Source organism: Dapis purpurea BLCC-M126, assembly GCF_050015975.1.
GTDB lineage: Bacteria > Cyanobacteriota > Cyanobacteriia > Cyanobacteriales > Microcoleaceae > Trichodesmium.
In genome coordinates this window covers 1-18,590 of the sequence record NZ_JBNHER010000131.1, presented here as the reverse complement: position 1 = coordinate 18,590, position 18,590 = coordinate 1, and the positions used below count along the sequence as shown (strand labels likewise).

Below are 18,590 nucleotides of genomic sequence, written 5' to 3'. Positions count from 1 at the left end.
AAGATGTTTATAAAGCATAGGTTTTGAGAGAGAGGTTTAGAGTTTTTTGACAAGACTCTGGTATCTGGAGAGTTGCTCCCAATGTTTGACAAACGGTATTACCACCTGGGATGTTTTAACCAAAGCATAATTTTTTCTGGCCATAATTTCGGACTTTCTTGAGGCAGATATTTTACATTAAACATGGATAAAATTAGAGGATATCCACCTACTTTACCACTCAGTAATAAGTGAGTAGCGATCGCTAATAACATGATTAGCCAACCTATCAGATGCAGGGAGTACCAAAAATGATACATTTCGCCATTAGGCAACCAATTTTCATTTTGAAATTTTCCCGAACCTATTGATAGTATTGCTGAGAATAAAATTGTGGTATTGACTACGCGATGCAATCTATACCACCAAATATTCTCACCCACGTTATTTCTCAATTTTTGCCAATCATCTGATTTTACTAAACGGCTTCTGCCGACTTTAATGCTAACTATAATAAATCCCAAAAATACAAATGATAAAGCAAAAGCAAAAGTTCCATGAATATCTATTAAACTACGGTTTTTGATAGTCAAACCGACTTTGCCAAATCTACCATCCCAACTGTCATAAACCAAAAACCCTGTAATTACACAAGCGATTACCAATAAAGCATTAATACTGTGAAATAAACGGAGCAAAAAAGGTTTATAGAGTTGAGTTTTTGACATAATTTTTTCTATTATTTCTAGATTCAATTTGACAGTATGACAGCTTTTTTTTTACATTTTCCCTTATTTTTTTGAAAAAAAATCACCAATTACTAATATAAATTGGTGAATATATTATCATCATAAGTAATAAGTAAAAAATAAATACTTCTATTTTACCGAAATAATTAATAATTAAGCAATTAAATAATTAGATAATTCACACCTTGAAGCCTCCCCTTTCAAAGGGAAAAAAGCGGTTGTTTGCGGAGCAGTCCGTTAGGATGGGATTGCGTTTCATGTCGGCTCTTAGCCGAAAACGCCATATCTAATCGACCAAGAGAAATAAATCTTTTCAACATTTGTGTCAATCCTCTCCCTAAAAGCTATCCCTTATAAGGAACTCCTGAAACCCTTGTGGAGAGGATGGGGAGGATGGGGAGGAAGAATCCTGTCTACATTGATAAAAAAGAGTATTGAAAAATACTCTTTTCTCCTGAAAAAGCCGATTCAAAACTTAATCATAACTTGTCTATTTTGTCAAGTTTTATGTTAAGAAAGATGTTTATAAAGCATTGCCCTAAAAGGGAGATGTAATTATCAATTATCCATTATCAATTATCCATTATCCATTAATGAAAGTAGATTTACTGGACTCTCTGATTAGCATTTCTAATTCATAGTATTTTCTGCTAGCCTCTTCACTATTTCTATATGCTTGCAATAGTTTTCTTTCAAATACTAAATATGATTCACGATTTTCGATTCTATCGTAAATTATTTTCGATGCTACTTGCTCATAAATACGCTTAATTTGTTCCCTATCCATATCACACTCCTTTTTTAACTACTTTTATTTTACCTGATTTTATTTTCTATTGCTACTCTTAACTTCATTATAAAAAACTCACTTCTCGACATTATAGAAGCCTTTTATAAACCTGGCAAAATTAATATAGTAATTCCCATGCTGGTGAGGTACAAAATTCTTTGGTTTTAGGGAATAGGGAATAGAATACAACATAAAGAGATATGTACCTCATTAGACATCTCCGGAAAAGAGGGAGTAGGGAGTAGGGGGAAAGAATTGATGATTTATACGTATGGGATTGATTTGATTTTTGATTATCGGAGAGGTCTATTAGACTGAAAAACGCTATATCATTTCCAGTTAAACAGTTATAAATTATTAAATTTTCAATTGATAACTATGACAGTTTGTCTTTTGATATTTTTACTATTCTTCTATATGATGTGCTGACTAATAATAAACTATGGAAAAATAAATATGAATAAAATACTCAAGCTAACATCCACAATGGTAATTTTAACTGCTGGATTAGGAGTCGCCACTACTGTCAATTCTTCGAGTAATTCTGTAGTTGCCGATCAATCTCACAGTCACATGAATCATAGTCATAAAAAAATAGAAATTCCGCCAGGAAAACCAGTTCCTGGAGTAGACTTATTTGTTTATAAAGATAGCATGAAAGGATGGAATTTAGAGTTAAAACTAACTAATTTTAAATTGGTTCCCGAAACAGTTAACCAAAGTAGTAACCCCTATGAAGGCCATGCTCATTTGTATATCAACGGGAAAAAAATAACGAGAATTTATAGTAATTGGTATTATCTCGGAAATTTAGAACCAGGTAAGAATGAAATAACGGTTAGTCTAAATACTAATAAGCACGAAGATTTAGTTAGTAATAGCAAGATGATTATGGATACAGAAATAATTGAAGTTGTCGCACAAAAATAGGATTAACTAACTATTCAAAAACAATCTTAAATTACTTAAGAGTAGCGTGTCTAGACTAAAATTGTGCGTAAAAACCTAACTTGCTCTTTGAAAGAGGGAGACTTAAGTCGGACAAAGGAGAGGGTTTGGGTAAAGGGTCTTCATTTACTCAGATTTACTGACAAAATAAAGCTAGTACCGCTACGCGGAAGTCATAAGTCATAAGTCAGAATTCAACCCACCCCTAAACCAACCCACCCCCGCCCCTCCTAGGAGGGGAGCCAGGAGGAGAAGTCAGAAGTTTTGATTGGTAAGGCTTTGAGTATTTTGTCACTGGTCACTTATTTCCGTCATCCTGCACTAGATATCCTACTGGATTGAATATTCAATCCTCTCAGTTTTAACCAGAGGTAATTATCAATTATCCATTATCAATTATCAATTAATGAAAATATTTTAGGTGTGTCAGTCTACTACTAATCTAGATTTATAAACATAAAGGTAAAAATCAAAATTTATTTCTCTCTTTGAAAAATCAAAATATACAACCCCTGTCCGTTAGTCGGATTAAAAATAACGTCAGTTTGACTTAATTCCCATCCATCTTTTCCAGCTTCATTTAAAGCTTTTGTATAGTTGTCTCTTTCTTGCTCACTTTGAGGAAAACCAAATTGATATTCAACTTTATACTCATATTTTCTCCCCCTACCCTGACTTAACTTTTCTGAATTTACCAATTCAATTTTTGACTCTGTTTTTACTTGAGGTTTAGGGATGGAAGTTGCTAAAGTTTGATTGGGTGCAAAAATTAATGCTACTGCTAGGACAATAATAGCAATATTCAGAAAAATTAAGTTAATAACTATAAGTTTGTTGAGGTGCCACTCTCTCATACATATAACCTCCATATAGTTGCAAAAAAATTTGGAATTTTAGTTGCTCTTTTAGGTTGGGTTAAGGTACAAAACCCAACATATAATTAGGTAGGCGTAATTCAGCAGGTACACAAAATTAATTACATTCTGCCGAGTTTCTCTTGCCTTTCTTAAGTATTAAACCCAAATTTTTCTTTAACCCATAATACTAGCAAAAAATTCTATTGTGTCTTTCAAAGCAACAATAAAAGCATCGATATCATCACGAGTATTATAGAAATATAAACTTGCTCTTGCTGTGGATGAAATCTTTAAATATTGATGCAAAGGTTGAGCGCAATGATGACCAGAACGAATAGCTACCCCTGCTTCATCTAACATTGTTGATAAATCATTGGGATGAAGATTTTCTACTGTAAAAGATGCTAATGCTGCCCTACCTTCACCATTGATATTTGGTTGAGGTCCGTAAATAGTTAATTCGGGAATTTGACGTAATTTATCAAATAAATAAGTAGTTAATTCTGCTTCATAATTATGGATTTTTTCCATACCTATATTTGTCAGATAATCTACTGCTGCACCAAGAGCGATCGCTTCTCCAATAGCTGGTGTTCCTGCTTCAAACTTATGAGGTAATTCTGCATAGGTAGAATGGTCAAGAAATACCTCAGAAATCATTTCCCCTCCTCCTAAGAATGGAGGCATTTGCTCCAGTAATTCCAATTTTCCATAAAGAAAACCGATGCCAGTTGGAGCGCACATTTTATGACCAGAACCTACTAACCAATCACAATCCATTGCCTGCACATCTACCACACAATGCGGTACACTTTGGCAAGCATCTATTAATACTTTAGCTCCATTTTGATGAGCGATTGAGCAGATTTCTTTTACTGGATTAAGACAGCCTAAAACATTAGAAACATGGGCAACTGCTACTAACCTTGTTTTGTCTGAAACCAAAGTTTTATATTGTTCTAAATTAAATTCTTCAGTTTCAGTCAATTCGACAAATTTTAAAACTGCTCCAGTTTTTTGAGCAATCATTTGCCAGGGAACAAAATTACTATGATGTTCCATAACTGAGACAATAATTTCGTCTCCTGATTTAATGTTATTTAAACCCCAAGAATAAGCAACTAAATTAATAGCTTCGCTAGCATTTCGAGTATAAATAATTTCATTCCGAGATGTGGCATTAACAAAAGCAGCTACTTTATCTCTTGCCCCCTCATAAGCATCTGTTGCTTTTGTACTTAAAGTATGAATACCTCGGTGTACATTGGAATTATATTTAAGGTAGTATTCCTGCCAAGCATTGATAACTGCTAATGGTTTTTGGGAAGTAGCAGCATTATCTAAATAAACCAGTGGTTTACCATTTATTTCCTGATTTAAAATCGGAAAATCTGCTCGTACTTTATCTGCTAAAGTTCTGTCTTGAATAATAGTCATCTTTTCAGTTATCAGTTATTAGTATTGACTTATATCATCTCTAGTTAAATAGTTATAATTACAGCTTGTAGAATTGCTCTAGCCCTATCTATAATTTTCGGGCTAAAGCCCTACTACAAACAAAAACTTTTTAACTCACCTTTTTCCTTATTTATTCCTTCTTCCTTGCTCCTTGTTTTAAACTTTACAAGCAACACATTGTTTTAAAATATGTTGCAAAGAAGGTAAGGGCAACTTGTTAATAATTTCTGCTGCAAAAGCATCAATTAATAAGTTGCGACTTGCTTCTTGACTTAAACCTCGACTTTGCAAATAAAAAACCTCATCATCATCTAACTGACTAACAGTTGCTCCATGAGAACATTGAACATTATCGGCAATAATTTCTAATTGAGGTTTTGTATCAACTCTCCCTCCAGAAGAAAGTAACAAATTACGATTTAACTGAGCAGCATTTGTTAACTGGGCAGTTTGAGAAACATAGACTTTGCCATTAAATACAGAATGGGCTTTATTGTCAACAATGCACTTATAAAGTTGATCAGTCATACCATTGGGATGATTCAAAATAATGCTGCTGTGAGTATCCGCTTGTTGCTCATTGCCAATAAATGCCAAACCATAAAGATTAGTTTCCGTTCCCTCACCCATTTGAGCAACTTCTAAATTATGACGAGATAACTTTGCTCCTAAATGAATAGCATTACAGGTATAGCGACTATTTTTAGCTTGAGCGATCGCTGTTTTGCCAATATGAAATGCTGCTCCTGCATCTCGCTGCACCCTAGTGTGATTAATTTCTGCATTTTCCTCTACCCATATTTCTGTAACAGTATTTGTCAGATAAGGATGAGAAGTTGGTGCTTCTGGACAAATTACTTCTGCTGTCACGCAATGCTCAACTATTTTCGCACTACTATTACTTTCCGCTACTACTAAACAACGGCGCTGAGTCAATATGGGAATTTCCGTCTGAGTAGCAATAAATAATAGATGTATTGGTTTTTCTACCACCTGATTTTTTGGCAACCATACTACTGCTGCATCAGTTAAACCACTAGTATTCAAGGCGGTAAATACTTCTTGACTCCCTGGTTGTTGTGCCAAATAATTGCTAACCTGCTCTTGATATTCAGTCGGCAACTGCCCCAGGTTGCCCACAAATACCTGATTTTCTATATCTGTCACCGATGACAAATTAGGTGCAAATACCCCATTGACAAATACTAACCGACTGTCTATTGCTTCCGGTAAAATAAAGGGAGCGATATTCAAAACATCCAAGTTTACTGGAGCAGGTGCTTGGAAACCTAACTTCATCATTTCAGATAAGTCAGTAAAGCGCCATTCCTCATCTTGCTTAGTTGGAAAAGCTAACTCACGCACCCAGGTTGCTGCACCATCGCGCACTTGTTGTAACCAAGCTGCCATTTTGACATCTAGAGGAAATTCTGGGGGTACAGTTGGAGAAACTGCTTTACAAGATTCTTCCAGTAATTTGTCTAAATAAGATACCTCTGGTTTTACGGACACTTGCATAATTTTTATACCAATTATCAAAAGTATAGCGCTACGCGCTAGGGAACAGGGAACAGGGAATAGTACACTGTCAAAGGGTTTCAAGATTGAGAAATGTCCGCGCTCTTGGCTTCGACTGCTATAATACTATACTTAGGTGACACTTCAATTATTAAGTAATTAAAAAAGTAGTCATTTCAGTTATCAGTTATTAGACATCTCTAGAAAAGAGGGAGTAAGAAGTAGGGGGAAACAATTGAATGTTTCTGCATCAAAAAAAATCCTTTTAGCCAATCCTCATTCTTTATAATAAATCAATAAGAAGAGGTAATTAATAATTAATAATTATTTAAGCCCCTACTTTTGCTGCTTCAATCACATCATCGTAACCTTTTTCTTCTAGTTCTAATGCTAGTTCTTTTGTACCAGTTTTAATAATTCTACCGCCTTCCGTTACATGAACAAAATCTGGCACAATATAGTTTAACAAACGTTGATAGTGAGTAATTACTAACATAGAATTTGATTCATTTGCTAATTGATTTACTCCATTTGCTACTATTCTCAAAGCATCAATATCTAACCCTGAGTCTGTCTCATCCAAAATTGCTAATTTTGGTTCTAACAATGCCATTTGTAAGATTTCGTTTCGCTTCTTTTCTCCTCCAGAAAAACCTTCATTTAAACTGCGGTCTAAAAATTCTGGTTTCATCTTGACAATATCTAATTTATCCCGTACCAAATCGTCAAAATCAAAAGCATCTAATTCTTCTAATCCTTGATGTTTTTGTTTAGTATTATAAGCAACTCGCAAAAAATCTAAATTGCTCACTCCAGGAATTTCTAGAGGATATTGAAATGCCAAGAAAACCCCATTTAATGAACGTTCTTCTGGCTCCATCTCTAATAAATTTTTGCCTAAAAATGTAACTTCTCCCCCTGTCACTTCATAAGCAGGATGACCTGCCAATACTTTAGAGAAGGTACTTTTTCCGGAACCATTCGGACCCATAATAGCATGAATTTCTCCGGCTTTTATTTCTAGATTCAGACCTTTAAGAATCTCTTTTCCTTCTACATTAGCTGTTAAGTTTTTAACAGATAAAATAACTTCGCTATTTTCTTTAATCATGTTTACACCTTTGAACAGTTCTGAATTATTTTTTTTAGTAAAATGCGTGAATAAGTGTAGGTTGGGTTGAGGAACGTAGCTTGCTTCCCGCCAGGGTAACCCAACAACAAGTACCTAGGTCATTTCAGTTATCAGTTATCAGTATCTCCGACTCAAGTCGGAGGCTTGAAATGCTGAGTTGAATATTTCTCTTACTCGATTGGATATGGCGTTTAGCGTTCCGCACAACGCGCGTTAACGCTGCGCGAAATGAAAAGCGTTAGCGGCTCTGCAAGAGCAGGAAACCTCGCCATCTCATTCTTCGGAATGCTCCGCAAACGACCGCTTTTTCATTCCCTTAAAATGGCAGGCTTTATACCTCTGAATTAGGTAAAATTAATTACCTAATTTTATTCCTAAATCACAGGAACATATGCTTTTCGGCTTGAAAGTATGTGTAATTAATTCTGCATAACTACTTAATAACCTATCCCTTATTAAGAAATATATTTATAAAGTATAGCAATAATAACGCTGATATTGGGTTTCACTTCGTTTTACCCAACCTACATTTTTAGGCTAATTATCAATTATTAATTACCTCTGGCTAAAAACGAAAAGATTGAATCAAGTACAGAAATTTTATTAATTTATAATGAATAATAAATAATGAAAACTCTCTCTCTCTAGTTATCCATTATTCACTAAAATGAGAAGTTTTAAACCTCTGGGGATTAATTATCAATTATCCATTATCAATTATCCATTATCCCACCGTTCCTTCTAATTTCAAACTCAATAATTTATCAGCTTCCGCAGCAAATTCCATCGGCAACTCATTAAATACATCCTTGCAGAAACCACTAATAATCATAGAGACTGCATCTTCAGCAGAAATACCTCTTTGAGTAAAATAGAAAAGTTGGTCTTCTCCTATTTTAGAAGTAGAAGCTTCATGCTCAACCTTGGCAGTATTATTATCTACTTGAATATAGGGAAAAGTATTTGCTTGTGCGCGATCGCCTATTAACATTGAGTCACATTGAGAATAATTCCGCGCTCCCTTCGCACCAGATCCCATTTTCACCAAACCACGGTAACTATTAGCAGAGTTACCAGCAGAAATACCTTTAGAAATAATTGTACTGCGAGTATTTTTGCCGATATGTACCATTTTTGTACCTGTATCTGCTTGTTGTTTATTATTCGTTAGAGCAACAGAATAAAATTCTCCCACTGAGTTGTCTCCCACTAAAACACAACTAGGATATTTCCAGGTAATAGCGGAACCAGTTTCTACCTGCGTCCAGGAAATTTTAGAATTTACTCCTTTACACAAACCGCGCTTAGTCACGAAATTATAGATACCACCCTTACCATTTTCATCCCCAGCAAACCAGTTTTGCACTGTGGAATATTTAATATCAGCGTTATCCAAAGCAACAAGCTCTACTACAGCAGCATGAAGTTGGTTCGTGTCGAACATTGGAGCCGTACAACCTTCCAAATAGGTGACAGAACTACCTTCTTCTGCTACAATTAGAGTGCGCTCAAATTGACCAGAGTCACCGTTATTGATTCTAAAGTAGGTAGATAAATCCATCGGACATTGTACACCTTTAGGAATAAAAACAAAAGAGCCATCACTAAATACCGCAGAATTTAGAGCAGCAAAAAAATTATCTCCCACTGGTACAACGCTACCCAGATATTTTTCCACTAATTCTGGATATTCTTTTACTGCTTCAGAAATAGAACAAAAAATCACTCCTTCTTCAGCAAGCTTTTCTTTAAAAGTAGTAGCAACAGAAACACTATCAAATACAGCATCAACTGCAACATTACTTAAACGTTTTTGCTCTGATAGAGGAATGCCAAGTTTCTCAAAGGTATCTAAAAGGGTTGGATCTACTTCGTCTAAACTTTTCTTCTTATCTTGAACTTTTGGCGCTGAATAGTAAATTATATTCTGGTAGTCTATTTGTGGATAGTCAACCTGCGCCCAAACAGGTTCTTTCATTTCCAGCCACTTTTTATATGCTTTGAGACGAAAGTTGAGCATAAACTCTGGTTCATTCTTTTTAGCAGATATCAGACGAACTATATCTTCGCTGAGTCCACGAGGAATGGTGTCTGATTCAATATCAGTGACGAAACCATATTTATAAGGTTGATTGACTAAGGTTGTTACTTTAGCAGTCATTGTAATTATTTCCTAGTTATATTTACTTACTTAGTAATTAAAGAGGCTCTAGTGGCCTTTTAGATTTAAACAACTTATTTGTTGCTTAAGTCTATTTTAGGTTACATTAACAACAGTGATATTGTCAAAGTCCAATAAAAAAAAATTTTTTAGCCAATAAATAAGGTCTCAAGGGTCTTTTTTCAAGGGTATAAAAAAGAAATTTAGGATTTTCTGGCCTCCCTATTATTGGAGGTACTGATAACTGATAACTGATAATTAAAATGATGGAAACAACTCAACAAAATTCAACCAAACAAGAAATCCTGCAACATTTAATGAAGCGAACTCAAGCTACTGCTTTGGAGTTGGCTGAGTCATTGGAAATTAGCCCCCAGGCTATACGTCGCCATTTGAAAGACTTAGAAACAGAAGGACTAATTATATATAAATCAGTACAAACAGGAATGGGAAGGCCACAACATATCTATGAACTGACAACTCAGGGACGCGATCGCTTTCCCCACAGTTACGATCAGTTCGCTGTTTCTTTTCTGGATACCTTGGCAGAAACGATGGGACATGACCAACTTACCCAAGTGCTGCACAAACAATGGCAACGTAAGGCAATGCACTATCGCCAACTATTGGGAACAGGTTCAGTGCAAGAGCGCGTGGCACATTTAGTTGAACTCCGCAAAGCTGAGGGTTACATGGCAGAGTGGTATCCTAATGAACAAGCCAAAATTCAAAATTCAAAATTCAAAAGTGATTCAATTTTAGAGGAAGTTGAAGGCTATATATTGATAGAACACAACTGTGCCATATCTAATGTGGCCGAATCTTTCCCCAGTGTTTGTGGCCATGAGTTAGAGATGTTTGGTGCTGTACTGCATGATTGTACTGTGGAGAGAACTCATTGGATTGTTAATGGAGAACATCGTTGTGGTTATTTAATTACTAAACAAAAGGAAGAAGGAAGAAGGAAGAAGGAAGAAGTGGTGTGATTTGTCTTTATACACGAAGAAGGAAAAAGGAAGAAGGAAGAAGTAGTGTGATTTGTATTTAATACTGTCAGTAAAAAAAATATAAAATTAAAAGTTGATATGCAGCAATCTATAGAATTTTTAACACCAGAGGAGTCTGCTCAAGTTGATGGAGCGCTTCTAACTTCCAAGGATAAGTTTTCAACACGATTGGCCATTTATTCTTTAAGGTGCTTAAAGCAAATAGCAGCCGAAACTGCTTTGACTCTAGAGGAAATACCTTCTGAACAGGTGAAAACTTGGATTAAAAAGGATGAAAGTCTGAAGCAAAATTTAGATATAGACGCTAATTTTGAGAACTTCTTTACTAGATTGGTGATGGCCTCGTTACCTCACTTAAAGCAGGTTGCTCAAGAATCTTCTATACCACTTCAGGATTTAACAGTTCAACAGGTGGTTAAATGGTTTGAGAAGAAAGGAAAAATTGAGTAAAAAAGAAGGAAGGCTAGACAAGGATTTTTGGCACAGATATACGGATGATTAGGAGATGGACGCTTTTTGCGTAGTATCAACTTAGAATCCTCCTAAGTCCCCTTCTCTAAATACCCAAAGGGTTAGGTAGTTTAAGAAAAATGGCCTATTTGAGCTGAAAGTTTGAGACGGAAAAAAAATTTTGCTTAGGGGGTTGACATTCATAGAAAAGGTACTTATATTAATAAATGTCAGGAAAAAAAGACGCCTTAACCTATAAATGGCTAAAGGCAAATATAATTAATATAACTAACTATTAGCTTTTCCTGGTGTCTATGACGTAGTGGAACCACTCCGATCCATCCCGAACTCGGAAGTGAAACGCTAGAGTGGCGAAGATACTCGGTGGGTAGCTGCCCGGTAAAATAGCACGATGCCAGGTTAAATATGAACAAAGGTTCTCTCAACGATACGAGAGAACCTTTGTTTTTTGGCAAAATGGAAAATCATGGGAAATAGGGAAAACTATGAAAGCAGTTCTACCATCAAAAATAATATTAGACAATTTATTAAAAGATTGGCTGCTAGAAGATATTGGTAGGGGCGATCGCACAACTTCTGGCCTATTTGCAGGAAATGAAGTAATCTTAGGAGCAGGCCATTGGTTAGTAAAGGAAGCAGGAGTCATTGCAGGATTACCCATAGCAGCCAGGGTATTTCAAATTCTGGATGAAAAGGTAAATTTTTTACCCACTGTTGCAGAGGGGGAATGGTGCGAGAAGGGAACAGTCATTGCTAAATTAGATGGGCCTTTAAATAGTTTACTAACTGGAGAGAGGGTGGCCTTAAATCTGGGAATGCGTCTGAGTGGGATAGCAACCATGACTCGTAGATATGCAGAGAAAATTGCCGATCTGCCAGTACAACTTGTTGATACTCGGAAAACAACACCTGGTCTCAGAATATTAGAAAAATATGCTACTCAAGTCGGTGGGGCAAAAAATCATCGGATGGGTTTGGATGATGCGGTGATGATTAAAGATAATCATATTGCTGCTGCTGGAGGTATTGGGGAAGCGATCGCTAAAGTCAGAGAAACGATACCTTATCCTTTAACTATTGAAGTAGAGACAGAAACATTAGTAGAAGTAGAGACTGCTTTGGAGTATCAAGCAGATATTATTATGCTAGATAATATGTCTGTTGAAGTTATGGAGGAAGCAGTTAAAATGATTCGGCAAAATAATAGTCGGATTAAAATAGAAGCTTCCGGAAATATCACCCTGGAAACTATTAGGAATGTGGCCAAAACAAGAGTAGATTATATTTCTACTAGCGCTCCTATTACTCGGTCAACTTGGTTAGATTTAAGTATGAAAATAGAATAGGGAATTGAGAATTGAGAATTGCAAAACTTGTAGTAACATGATACACCTAAAATGTTGCAATAGTAGGAGCGGGTTCCACGTTAAATTAAGCAGTTTAACTATCAGATAAAATAAACCTGCCCCAAAATCTAGGTGTTGAAAGGTATTGAAGTATATGTCGTAACGCAGGATTTTAAATGTATCTGTGTACTATTCTTCTAGCATCTCCTAATTTTCTGTCTGTTCTATGTTGCCGATTAACTATTATTTGTGGTCATTCAAGGATAAATAATATTAGTTTGTTTTTTTTATCCTACCACTTTGTGGAACCAAGCTACAAACGAACCTATAATGTATAGTTGTTTTGCTAGACAGAATATTACATAAACAAAAACAATAGACACACCTAAAAAAATATTAGGTGTGTATCTTTAACAATCAAATATTTGAAGGTATAATTTAACTTGTATTTGAAAAATGAGGATAGGTTGGCAAGAGATTAGATCTGTCAACCTACTTTTCTTCTTGTTTACGCTTAAGGGTAGCTGCGCCTAAAGCACCTGCTGATACTATACCTAAGATAGAAGCAGGTTCAGGTACAGATACAGCTTCTGATGCGTGTGCTGGTGCAGCTCCTAATGTTAAAATAGTGACTGTTAAGCTAGCAGCAGCAATTGAAAGATTTTTCAACATGATTTAATTTTCCTGTGTGTTGATTTTACTCTTGTATTTAATTTATCCTCCCCCTCAAAGTTTTTGCAACCCCTTCATATTCAACTTTACAGAATCTTTAAAAATAACGATAGTGTTTTTAGTATTTAAAATCACTGCAATTAATTACCAAATAAGCCTTTAAGGTGTATAGCTACATAAAGAGGAATTATGAAGTTTTGATGAAGTTAGATTGGATAGTATATACAGAAAGTTTTGGGAGTAGTATAATATTCAGCCTGACAAAAATATACTCAACTTTAGAGAATCTTGAATTTTGCCGATGGTTATTTTTCATCGTTAAAATCAGGGTAATAATATTAACTTCCGTTGAATAATTCTCATTGCAACAAAAGGGAAGCAATATCTAAAACCCTGGGATTCTTCCTTCCGCTCCGTTAGTGTCACAATGACTTTATATATTAATTAATTATCTCAAGTTTATAACTCGTTTTACTCCTTCAACTTGGTGAAAATTTCAGTATAAGAAATGTAATGTTAATTAGTATTTCTTATTCTATTTAGAAATAAAATGTACCCAAAAATTACCATCTGGTATACAAACATTACGAATTAATCGATAAGAATAATGTAGATAAGCACCACTTAAATCAGTACGATATCCAGTAGAGAACCATTCACCATAAGGGTCGTGTATAAATAATCCTTCATTATCAAAACCAACACCGACAATTAGATGACCAAAAGAGGTAAAATAACTATGTATTGCTACAGGATTTCCTGCTATTAGATAGTCTTGAACTTCTTCAATAGTGGCATTAGTTTTAAAAGTATCTCTACATCCATAATCTCTAACAATTTTAACTAAATGATATGGATTATGACGACTGTAACCTTGACTTAAAGCATAGTCGTACAGTTCGTCTTCAAATTCACCATAATTAGACTGACGATTAGCCTGTAAAAATTCTAAACATGAAGCTATTGAAGTAATATTACATAAGCCTGTAGGATTATACCAATCATCTAGTTTTGGTTTGTAGGGAACTTTAATTCTGATATTGTCTGGTTTGAGCTTAGGATGTACAATTTGATTATTTTCAGAAATTTCAACGTTTTTTTCATGGATATACCAAACTCCTGAACTGTTGTGTTTATGGTTACGAAAAGCAATCCGGAAGTGATTTCTAACTGGAGCATAAGCTAAAAGTTCAAATTCTTGATTAGCAGGGATATGATGTTTTTCTGAATCAGTTAATTGAGAAGATTGAAGCGGTTTAGACTTAAGAATAGTATCCTTTTTAGTTTTTAATATGATTGGAGCTGCGGGAATATTTGCTTCTATTGCCTCGAACAATTTTGTAATAGTTTTTTCCCCTAAGTATCCAGCTTCACCACTTTTTTGATTAACTTGAAACCGATGAAGTGCTGCTGTAGTTAATGGGCCAAATATACCATCGACTGGAGGGTTAAGCATATTTAGGTCAATAAGTATGGCCTGAATCTCGCGAGTCAGGTGTTCATCATCGGCCAGGGTTTTTACGTCGTATTTAAGGTCCGTCCCCAGAAAGTCTTTGAGTTCCATACTAGGTTTATATAATAGGAAATAGTAATCAGCAGCTATAATATACTATTCTCTGGACTAGACCAAATTATGGGATATTTTTGAGAAGTTGCTTGGAATTTTAGTTTGTTTTAAGTTTGGAGAATAGTTATTGCTATTTGTTTAATCTCCTATATCTGGACGCGATCGCCAAATTGTGCATTACCTTCTAAGGCGTAAATAAAAATTACGCTTTCTAGAGCTATTTGGGTTCCTTCTAGTTCTTCTAATCTCGCCATGATTCTCTTTGAGAGCGAATGTAATTGATAGCATCTTCTTCTTGCCAGAGTTGACAATGTTTGCCGAAGAGGCGTGATGTATGGCTCATTTCTGGGACTATAACTATAGTGTCGTCTACGATTTTTAGTTCTAGGCGATCGCCTGGTTGCCATTTTAAGGTATCGCGTACTTCTGGAGGAATGACTATTTGATATTCTTCTCCGAGTTTGGTTGTTGTGATTAAATTGGTTTGGGTATGTTTAAGTGAGTACAAAATCTCATCATACCTGGGGTGTTGGTGTCAACAATTGCTCGTTGGTAGTAACGACTTTAGTCCTGTAGATTTAGTGATGAGTTATGAAAGTTAAGTTAGTAACAGATGACTTAATTACCATAAATCTTAACTGCTTGGTGCGTTACAGCGATAATTTTCAATGGAGTTATTCACAACAAATAGAAAATATTACATGGCATAAATAAATTTGAGAGACACACCTAACACTTTCAGGTGAATCTCTCTAAAATCAAATATTTGTAGGTATAATTAAATTAGGTTTTTTAAAGTGACGTAGGTTTGCAAGGAGTTAGACTGGTGAACCTACACTTCTTCTTTTTGATTACGTTTTAGCAAAGAAAATGCTCCACAAGCAGTAGCAAATAAGCCTAATATTGTAGTCGGCTCAGGTGTAGAAGTCAACTCAACATTATCAATTAAAAGTCCAGAATTAACTGCATCGTCTCCTACATTTACAGCTCCAAATCCTAGAGTGTAATTTCCAGTCTCAGAAAAGGTATAAGAAAAGCTTTGATACCCTGTCTCTTCAGAGAAAGGAGTTATAGAAGTAATAAAATTAGAATTAGTATCAGCTAAAATATTTAAGCCTGAGATAGACACAAACGCAGAATCGTTGAACAGATAATCTGGGGTAAATTCATTTGTCAAAAAGTTAAAATCAAAAGTTAGAGTATCTCCAGCTTTTGCAAAAATAGTTTGCTTGATAGCAGAACCAGTAGCATCACTACCTAAGAAACTCTCGATATCTCCTGAAGCCAAGTTAAGGAAAGCGTTAATCGCAGATTCATCAACCCCACCATTACTATTGATTAACGCATTAAAATCACCATCTGAAGGTGTTGTACCAAAACTACCGTCTTCTATACTTGTACTTCCAATTGTACTCCATCCAGTGAAATCGTTTTCAAAACTACTATTTACAATTGCACTAGCATCAGGAACAGCAGTTAAAGTAGCGATTGTAGCGCCAGCAGCAGCAATTGAAAGTTTCTTAAACATGATTAAATTTCCTATTGTGTGTTGTAAGTTTATAGGTGATAGCAGTTAGAGTCAGTAATGTAAACTTTTGTGTGCTTCCTATATTTTTATTAAAACAGTCTCAAAAAACTTTTGCAATATTTTTTGAGAATCTTTAGAGAATCTTTAAATTTTCTGAAGAGATTTTGAAGAGTAAAACCAATGGAACTAATTATGAAATAAGGATTTTAGCTGTCTAGAATCACAAACATAAATTATCGGCATTGGACTTTGTACCCGTGCGATCACTGATGAATAAAAACAAAAGTCTCAAAGGAAAAATATCAAATTCAACAAATCAATAAAGTATGACAAACCTTGAAATAGTGGTTAATCTGGCTATTAGCATCAAAGAAAAAGACCGAATCAGTAGAGAAAACAACTAGGTAGAGGAGAGCGTGAATTTACACAACTTAAGATGAAATAGAGTAATTGAACGAGAGGGGAGATAGAAGTCCAAGGTATTCAAGGCATTCCTCTAAGTGGACATCATGCTATATCAAGGCTACTTCAATTAGAATTATATAATTTTTAGACAAAAAATGGTTATTTTACTATTGTATCTAGAAATTGTAAAGTACTTCTAGTGAGTTTTAAAATTCTAATAGGGGATGGGAGCATCTTGCTCCCACTGACAAAAAATTGAATCTTCACAGACTACTACTTTTGATTACTTGGTGCGTTACGGCAGGAATTTTTAATTTAGTTATTCATTACGACTACTATTACCGCCTTTTCATGTTGGCTATATCCGAAACGCACCTTACTAGATTGACACATATTCAATGGTGCGTTACTACAGATTGCTAAATCCCTTTCATAGTATAGATTTAAGCCGTCTAACGCACCCTACATTTTTGCACTAAATTGGTTATGTTAGTCCACTACTGATAACTGATAACTGAAATTACTTTGGTCGAAATACCACTACCCCATAAGCATCAACAGATAAATATTTCAATGCTGCTTGTTGAATATCTGACGACTCAAACGCTTGAATATTCTGAGGATAATTTAGCGCAGGTTCTAAGTCTCCCACTATTGACTGATAGTAACCATATAAATTTGCTCGATCGCTTGGTGTCTCATTTGCAAAAATAAACCTATTCGCCACTAACCTCCGAATACGTTTAATTTCTGTTTCTGTCACTGATTCTTGTTGGATAGTATGAATGTGATGAGCGATCGCTGCTTCGACTTCAGCTAAATTTTCTTCTGGCAGTCTAGCAGAGACATAGAAAACACCTTGATTACAATAACTTATGTTACTAGTACCAATAGAATAAACCAAACCTCGTTCTTCCCGTAAGTCACGCACCAGACGAGATGTTTTCCCCCGACTCAAAATAGTTGCCAACACATCTAAGGCATAAGTTTCATATAATTCGGTTAACCCAGGTACGCGCCAAAACATCATTAACCTTGGTTGCTGAAGAGCTTCATCAACTACTTCATGGCGAACTATTTCTGTAAAAGGTAACTCCGGCGTTAGATTAATATTAGCTGGCAGTGGTATTTCTGGAGTATTTCGACTATTGTCAGTTTCTGTAAATGAGTCTGTGACAATATCAATTAATTCTTCCACTGGTAAATTTCCGACTACAGTAGCAGTCATAGAATTCGGCTGATACCAACTCTGGTGAAAATCACGCATTTGTTGGGGTTGCAGTTGAGAAATAATTTCTGCCGTACCTAATACTGGGCGACGATAAGGTAATTTTTCAAAGGCAGTTTCAATGACTTTTCGATAACAACGACGGTTAGGGTTATCATCTGAACGCCGAATTTCTTCAAGTACAACATACCGCTCTCGTTCAAAAGCGTTATCAGCAATACTGGGGTTGAGGAGTACCTCCCATTGCAAAGGTGCTAATTTAGCAAAGTCTTTGGGAGCAGTGGTGATGTAAAAGTGGGTGTAGTCTTGACTGGTGGCAGCATTCATTACGGCGCCTTGTTGTTCGACTAAACGTTCAAATTCGCCACTGGGAAGTTTAGGGGTACCTTTAAAAATTATATGTTCGAGAAAATGGGCCATCCCGTTAATTGATTCAGATTCTAAGGCAGATCCAACGTTAAGCCAAATATTGAGGTTGACAGCTTCAACTGGCAGATGTTCGGCAATGATAGTTAGTCCATTTGGTAGTTGACGAATGGTGGGAGTATTTAGATGTGGGAGGGTTGGTGGGACTAAAGTTGAGGTCATTCTTGATTTTATCTGTCGTTTATCTTCAACTATATATAGCAGAAGGTAGAGTTCATTAATTGATAATTGATAATGGATAATTGATAATTACCTCTGGTTAAAACCGAGAGGATTGAAGATTGGGAAATATCATTTCTCTTCTCTTGGTCGATTGGATATGCCGTTTCGCTACGCGACATGAAACGC

At 35.5% G+C, this 18,590-nt stretch carries 17 protein-coding genes and 1 rRNA gene; 6 read left to right on the top strand and 12 right to left on the bottom strand.

Features of this window, described 5'->3' with window-relative positions:
- Window positions 1-98 precede the first annotated feature (98 nt).
- Entirely contained in the window at window positions 99-707 is a 609-nt protein-coding gene (locus ACP6PL_RS11690; protein WP_426545432.1) for a cytochrome b/b6 domain-containing protein, read from the bottom strand.
- Between the two features lie 604 nt (window positions 708-1,311).
- The gene (locus ACP6PL_RS11685) at window positions 1,312-1,515 is read right to left on the bottom strand and encodes a hypothetical protein (protein WP_426545431.1); all 204 of its coding nucleotides are present in this window, start codon (window positions 1,513-1,515) and stop codon (window positions 1,312-1,314) included.
- Window positions 1,516-1,974: 459 nt separating this feature from the next.
- Between ACP6PL_RS11685 and ACP6PL_RS11680 the strand changes: the two genes are divergently transcribed.
- Entirely contained in the window at window positions 1,975-2,448 is a 474-nt protein-coding gene (locus ACP6PL_RS11680; RefSeq protein ID WP_426545430.1) for a hypothetical protein, read from the top strand.
- Between the two features lie 494 nt (window positions 2,449-2,942).
- On the opposite strand, the gene ACP6PL_RS11675 is transcribed toward ACP6PL_RS11680, so the two are convergent.
- From ACP6PL_RS11675 to sufB, 5 genes are all read right to left on the bottom strand, one after another.
- Window positions 2,943-3,320 carry a DUF4177 domain-containing protein gene (locus ACP6PL_RS11675; protein WP_426545429.1) on the bottom strand — a complete coding sequence of 126 codons (378 nt, stop codon included), beginning with the start codon at window positions 3,318-3,320 and terminating at the stop codon, window positions 2,943-2,945.
- Window positions 3,321-3,497: 177 nt separating this feature from the next.
- Window positions 3,498-4,760, bottom strand: coding sequence for a cysteine desulfurase (locus ACP6PL_RS11670; protein WP_426545428.1), 1,263 nt, complete (start codon window positions 4,758-4,760; stop codon window positions 3,498-3,500).
- A gap of 177 nt (window positions 4,761-4,937) precedes the next feature.
- Complete coding sequence (gene sufD / locus ACP6PL_RS11665) at window positions 4,938-6,299, bottom strand: Fe-S cluster assembly protein SufD (RefSeq protein WP_426545427.1); 1,362 nt, start codon at window positions 6,297-6,299, stop codon at window positions 4,938-4,940.
- Between the two features lie 328 nt (window positions 6,300-6,627).
- Window positions 6,628-7,410, bottom strand: a complete 783-nt coding sequence (gene sufC / locus ACP6PL_RS11660; RefSeq protein ID WP_426545426.1) for a Fe-S cluster assembly ATPase SufC — start codon at window positions 7,408-7,410, stop codon at window positions 6,628-6,630.
- 745 nt (window positions 7,411-8,155) lie between these two features.
- Window positions 8,156-9,592, bottom strand: a complete 1,437-nt coding sequence (gene sufB / locus ACP6PL_RS11655) for a Fe-S cluster assembly protein SufB (RefSeq protein ID WP_426545425.1) — start codon at window positions 9,590-9,592, stop codon at window positions 8,156-8,158.
- A gap of 263 nt (window positions 9,593-9,855) precedes the next feature.
- On the opposite strand from sufB, the gene sufR reads away from it, so the two are divergent.
- The 4 genes from sufR to nadC all read left to right on the top strand — a co-directional run bounded on the left by sufR (window position 9,856) and on the right by nadC (window position 12,416).
- Complete coding sequence (gene sufR / locus ACP6PL_RS11650) at window positions 9,856-10,578, top strand: iron-sulfur cluster biosynthesis transcriptional regulator SufR (protein ID WP_426545424.1); 723 nt, start codon at window positions 9,856-9,858, stop codon at window positions 10,576-10,578.
- A 99-nt stretch (window positions 10,579-10,677) separates the two neighbouring features.
- A complete protein-coding gene (locus tag ACP6PL_RS11645) occupies window positions 10,678-11,049 on the top strand; it encodes a hypothetical protein (protein ID WP_426545423.1) in 372 nt (123 codons plus the stop codon).
- Window positions 11,050-11,353: 304 nt separating this feature from the next.
- A 5S ribosomal RNA gene (rrf, locus tag ACP6PL_RS11640) occupies window positions 11,354-11,470 on the top strand.
- A gap of 85 nt (window positions 11,471-11,555) precedes the next feature.
- Window positions 11,556-12,416: a carboxylating nicotinate-nucleotide diphosphorylase gene (gene nadC / locus ACP6PL_RS11635; RefSeq protein ID WP_426545422.1), complete on the top strand. Its 861-nt coding sequence runs from the start codon at window positions 11,556-11,558 to the stop codon at window positions 12,414-12,416.
- A 492-nt stretch (window positions 12,417-12,908) separates the two neighbouring features.
- Here the strand turns inward: nadC and ACP6PL_RS11630 are convergent, their stop codons facing one another.
- The 3 genes from ACP6PL_RS11630 to ACP6PL_RS11620 form a co-directional block, all read right to left on the bottom strand.
- On the bottom strand, window positions 12,909-13,088 hold the full coding sequence (locus tag ACP6PL_RS11630; RefSeq protein WP_426545421.1) for a PEP-CTERM sorting domain-containing protein: 180 nt from the start codon (window positions 13,086-13,088) through the stop codon (window positions 12,909-12,911).
- Window positions 13,089-13,623: 535 nt separating this feature from the next.
- The gene (locus tag ACP6PL_RS11625; RefSeq protein WP_426545420.1) at window positions 13,624-14,652 is read right to left on the bottom strand and encodes a C39 family peptidase; all 1,029 of its coding nucleotides are present in this window, start codon (window positions 14,650-14,652) and stop codon (window positions 13,624-13,626) included.
- Window positions 14,653-14,896: 244 nt separating this feature from the next.
- A complete protein-coding gene (locus ACP6PL_RS11620) occupies window positions 14,897-15,163 on the bottom strand; it encodes an AbrB/MazE/SpoVT family DNA-binding domain-containing protein (protein ID WP_426545419.1) in 267 nt (88 codons plus the stop codon).
- Window positions 15,164-15,246: 83 nt separating this feature from the next.
- Between ACP6PL_RS11620 and ACP6PL_RS11615 the strand changes: the two genes are divergently transcribed.
- Window positions 15,247-15,369: a hypothetical protein gene (locus ACP6PL_RS11615; protein ID WP_426545418.1), complete on the top strand. Its 123-nt coding sequence runs from the start codon at window positions 15,247-15,249 to the stop codon at window positions 15,367-15,369.
- 118 nt (window positions 15,370-15,487) lie between these two features.
- Here ACP6PL_RS11615 and ACP6PL_RS11610 read toward each other — a convergent pair whose 3' ends face one another.
- Together ACP6PL_RS11610 and ACP6PL_RS11605 are read right to left on the bottom strand one after the other, a co-directional pair.
- Window positions 15,488-16,183, bottom strand: a complete 696-nt coding sequence (locus tag ACP6PL_RS11610; RefSeq protein ID WP_426545417.1) for a PEP-CTERM sorting domain-containing protein — start codon at window positions 16,181-16,183, stop codon at window positions 15,488-15,490.
- A gap of 925 nt (window positions 16,184-17,108) precedes the next feature.
- Complete coding sequence (locus tag ACP6PL_RS11605; protein WP_426545416.1) at window positions 17,109-18,404, bottom strand: M16 family metallopeptidase; 1,296 nt, start codon at window positions 18,402-18,404, stop codon at window positions 17,109-17,111.
- Window positions 18,405-18,590 lie beyond the last annotated feature (186 nt).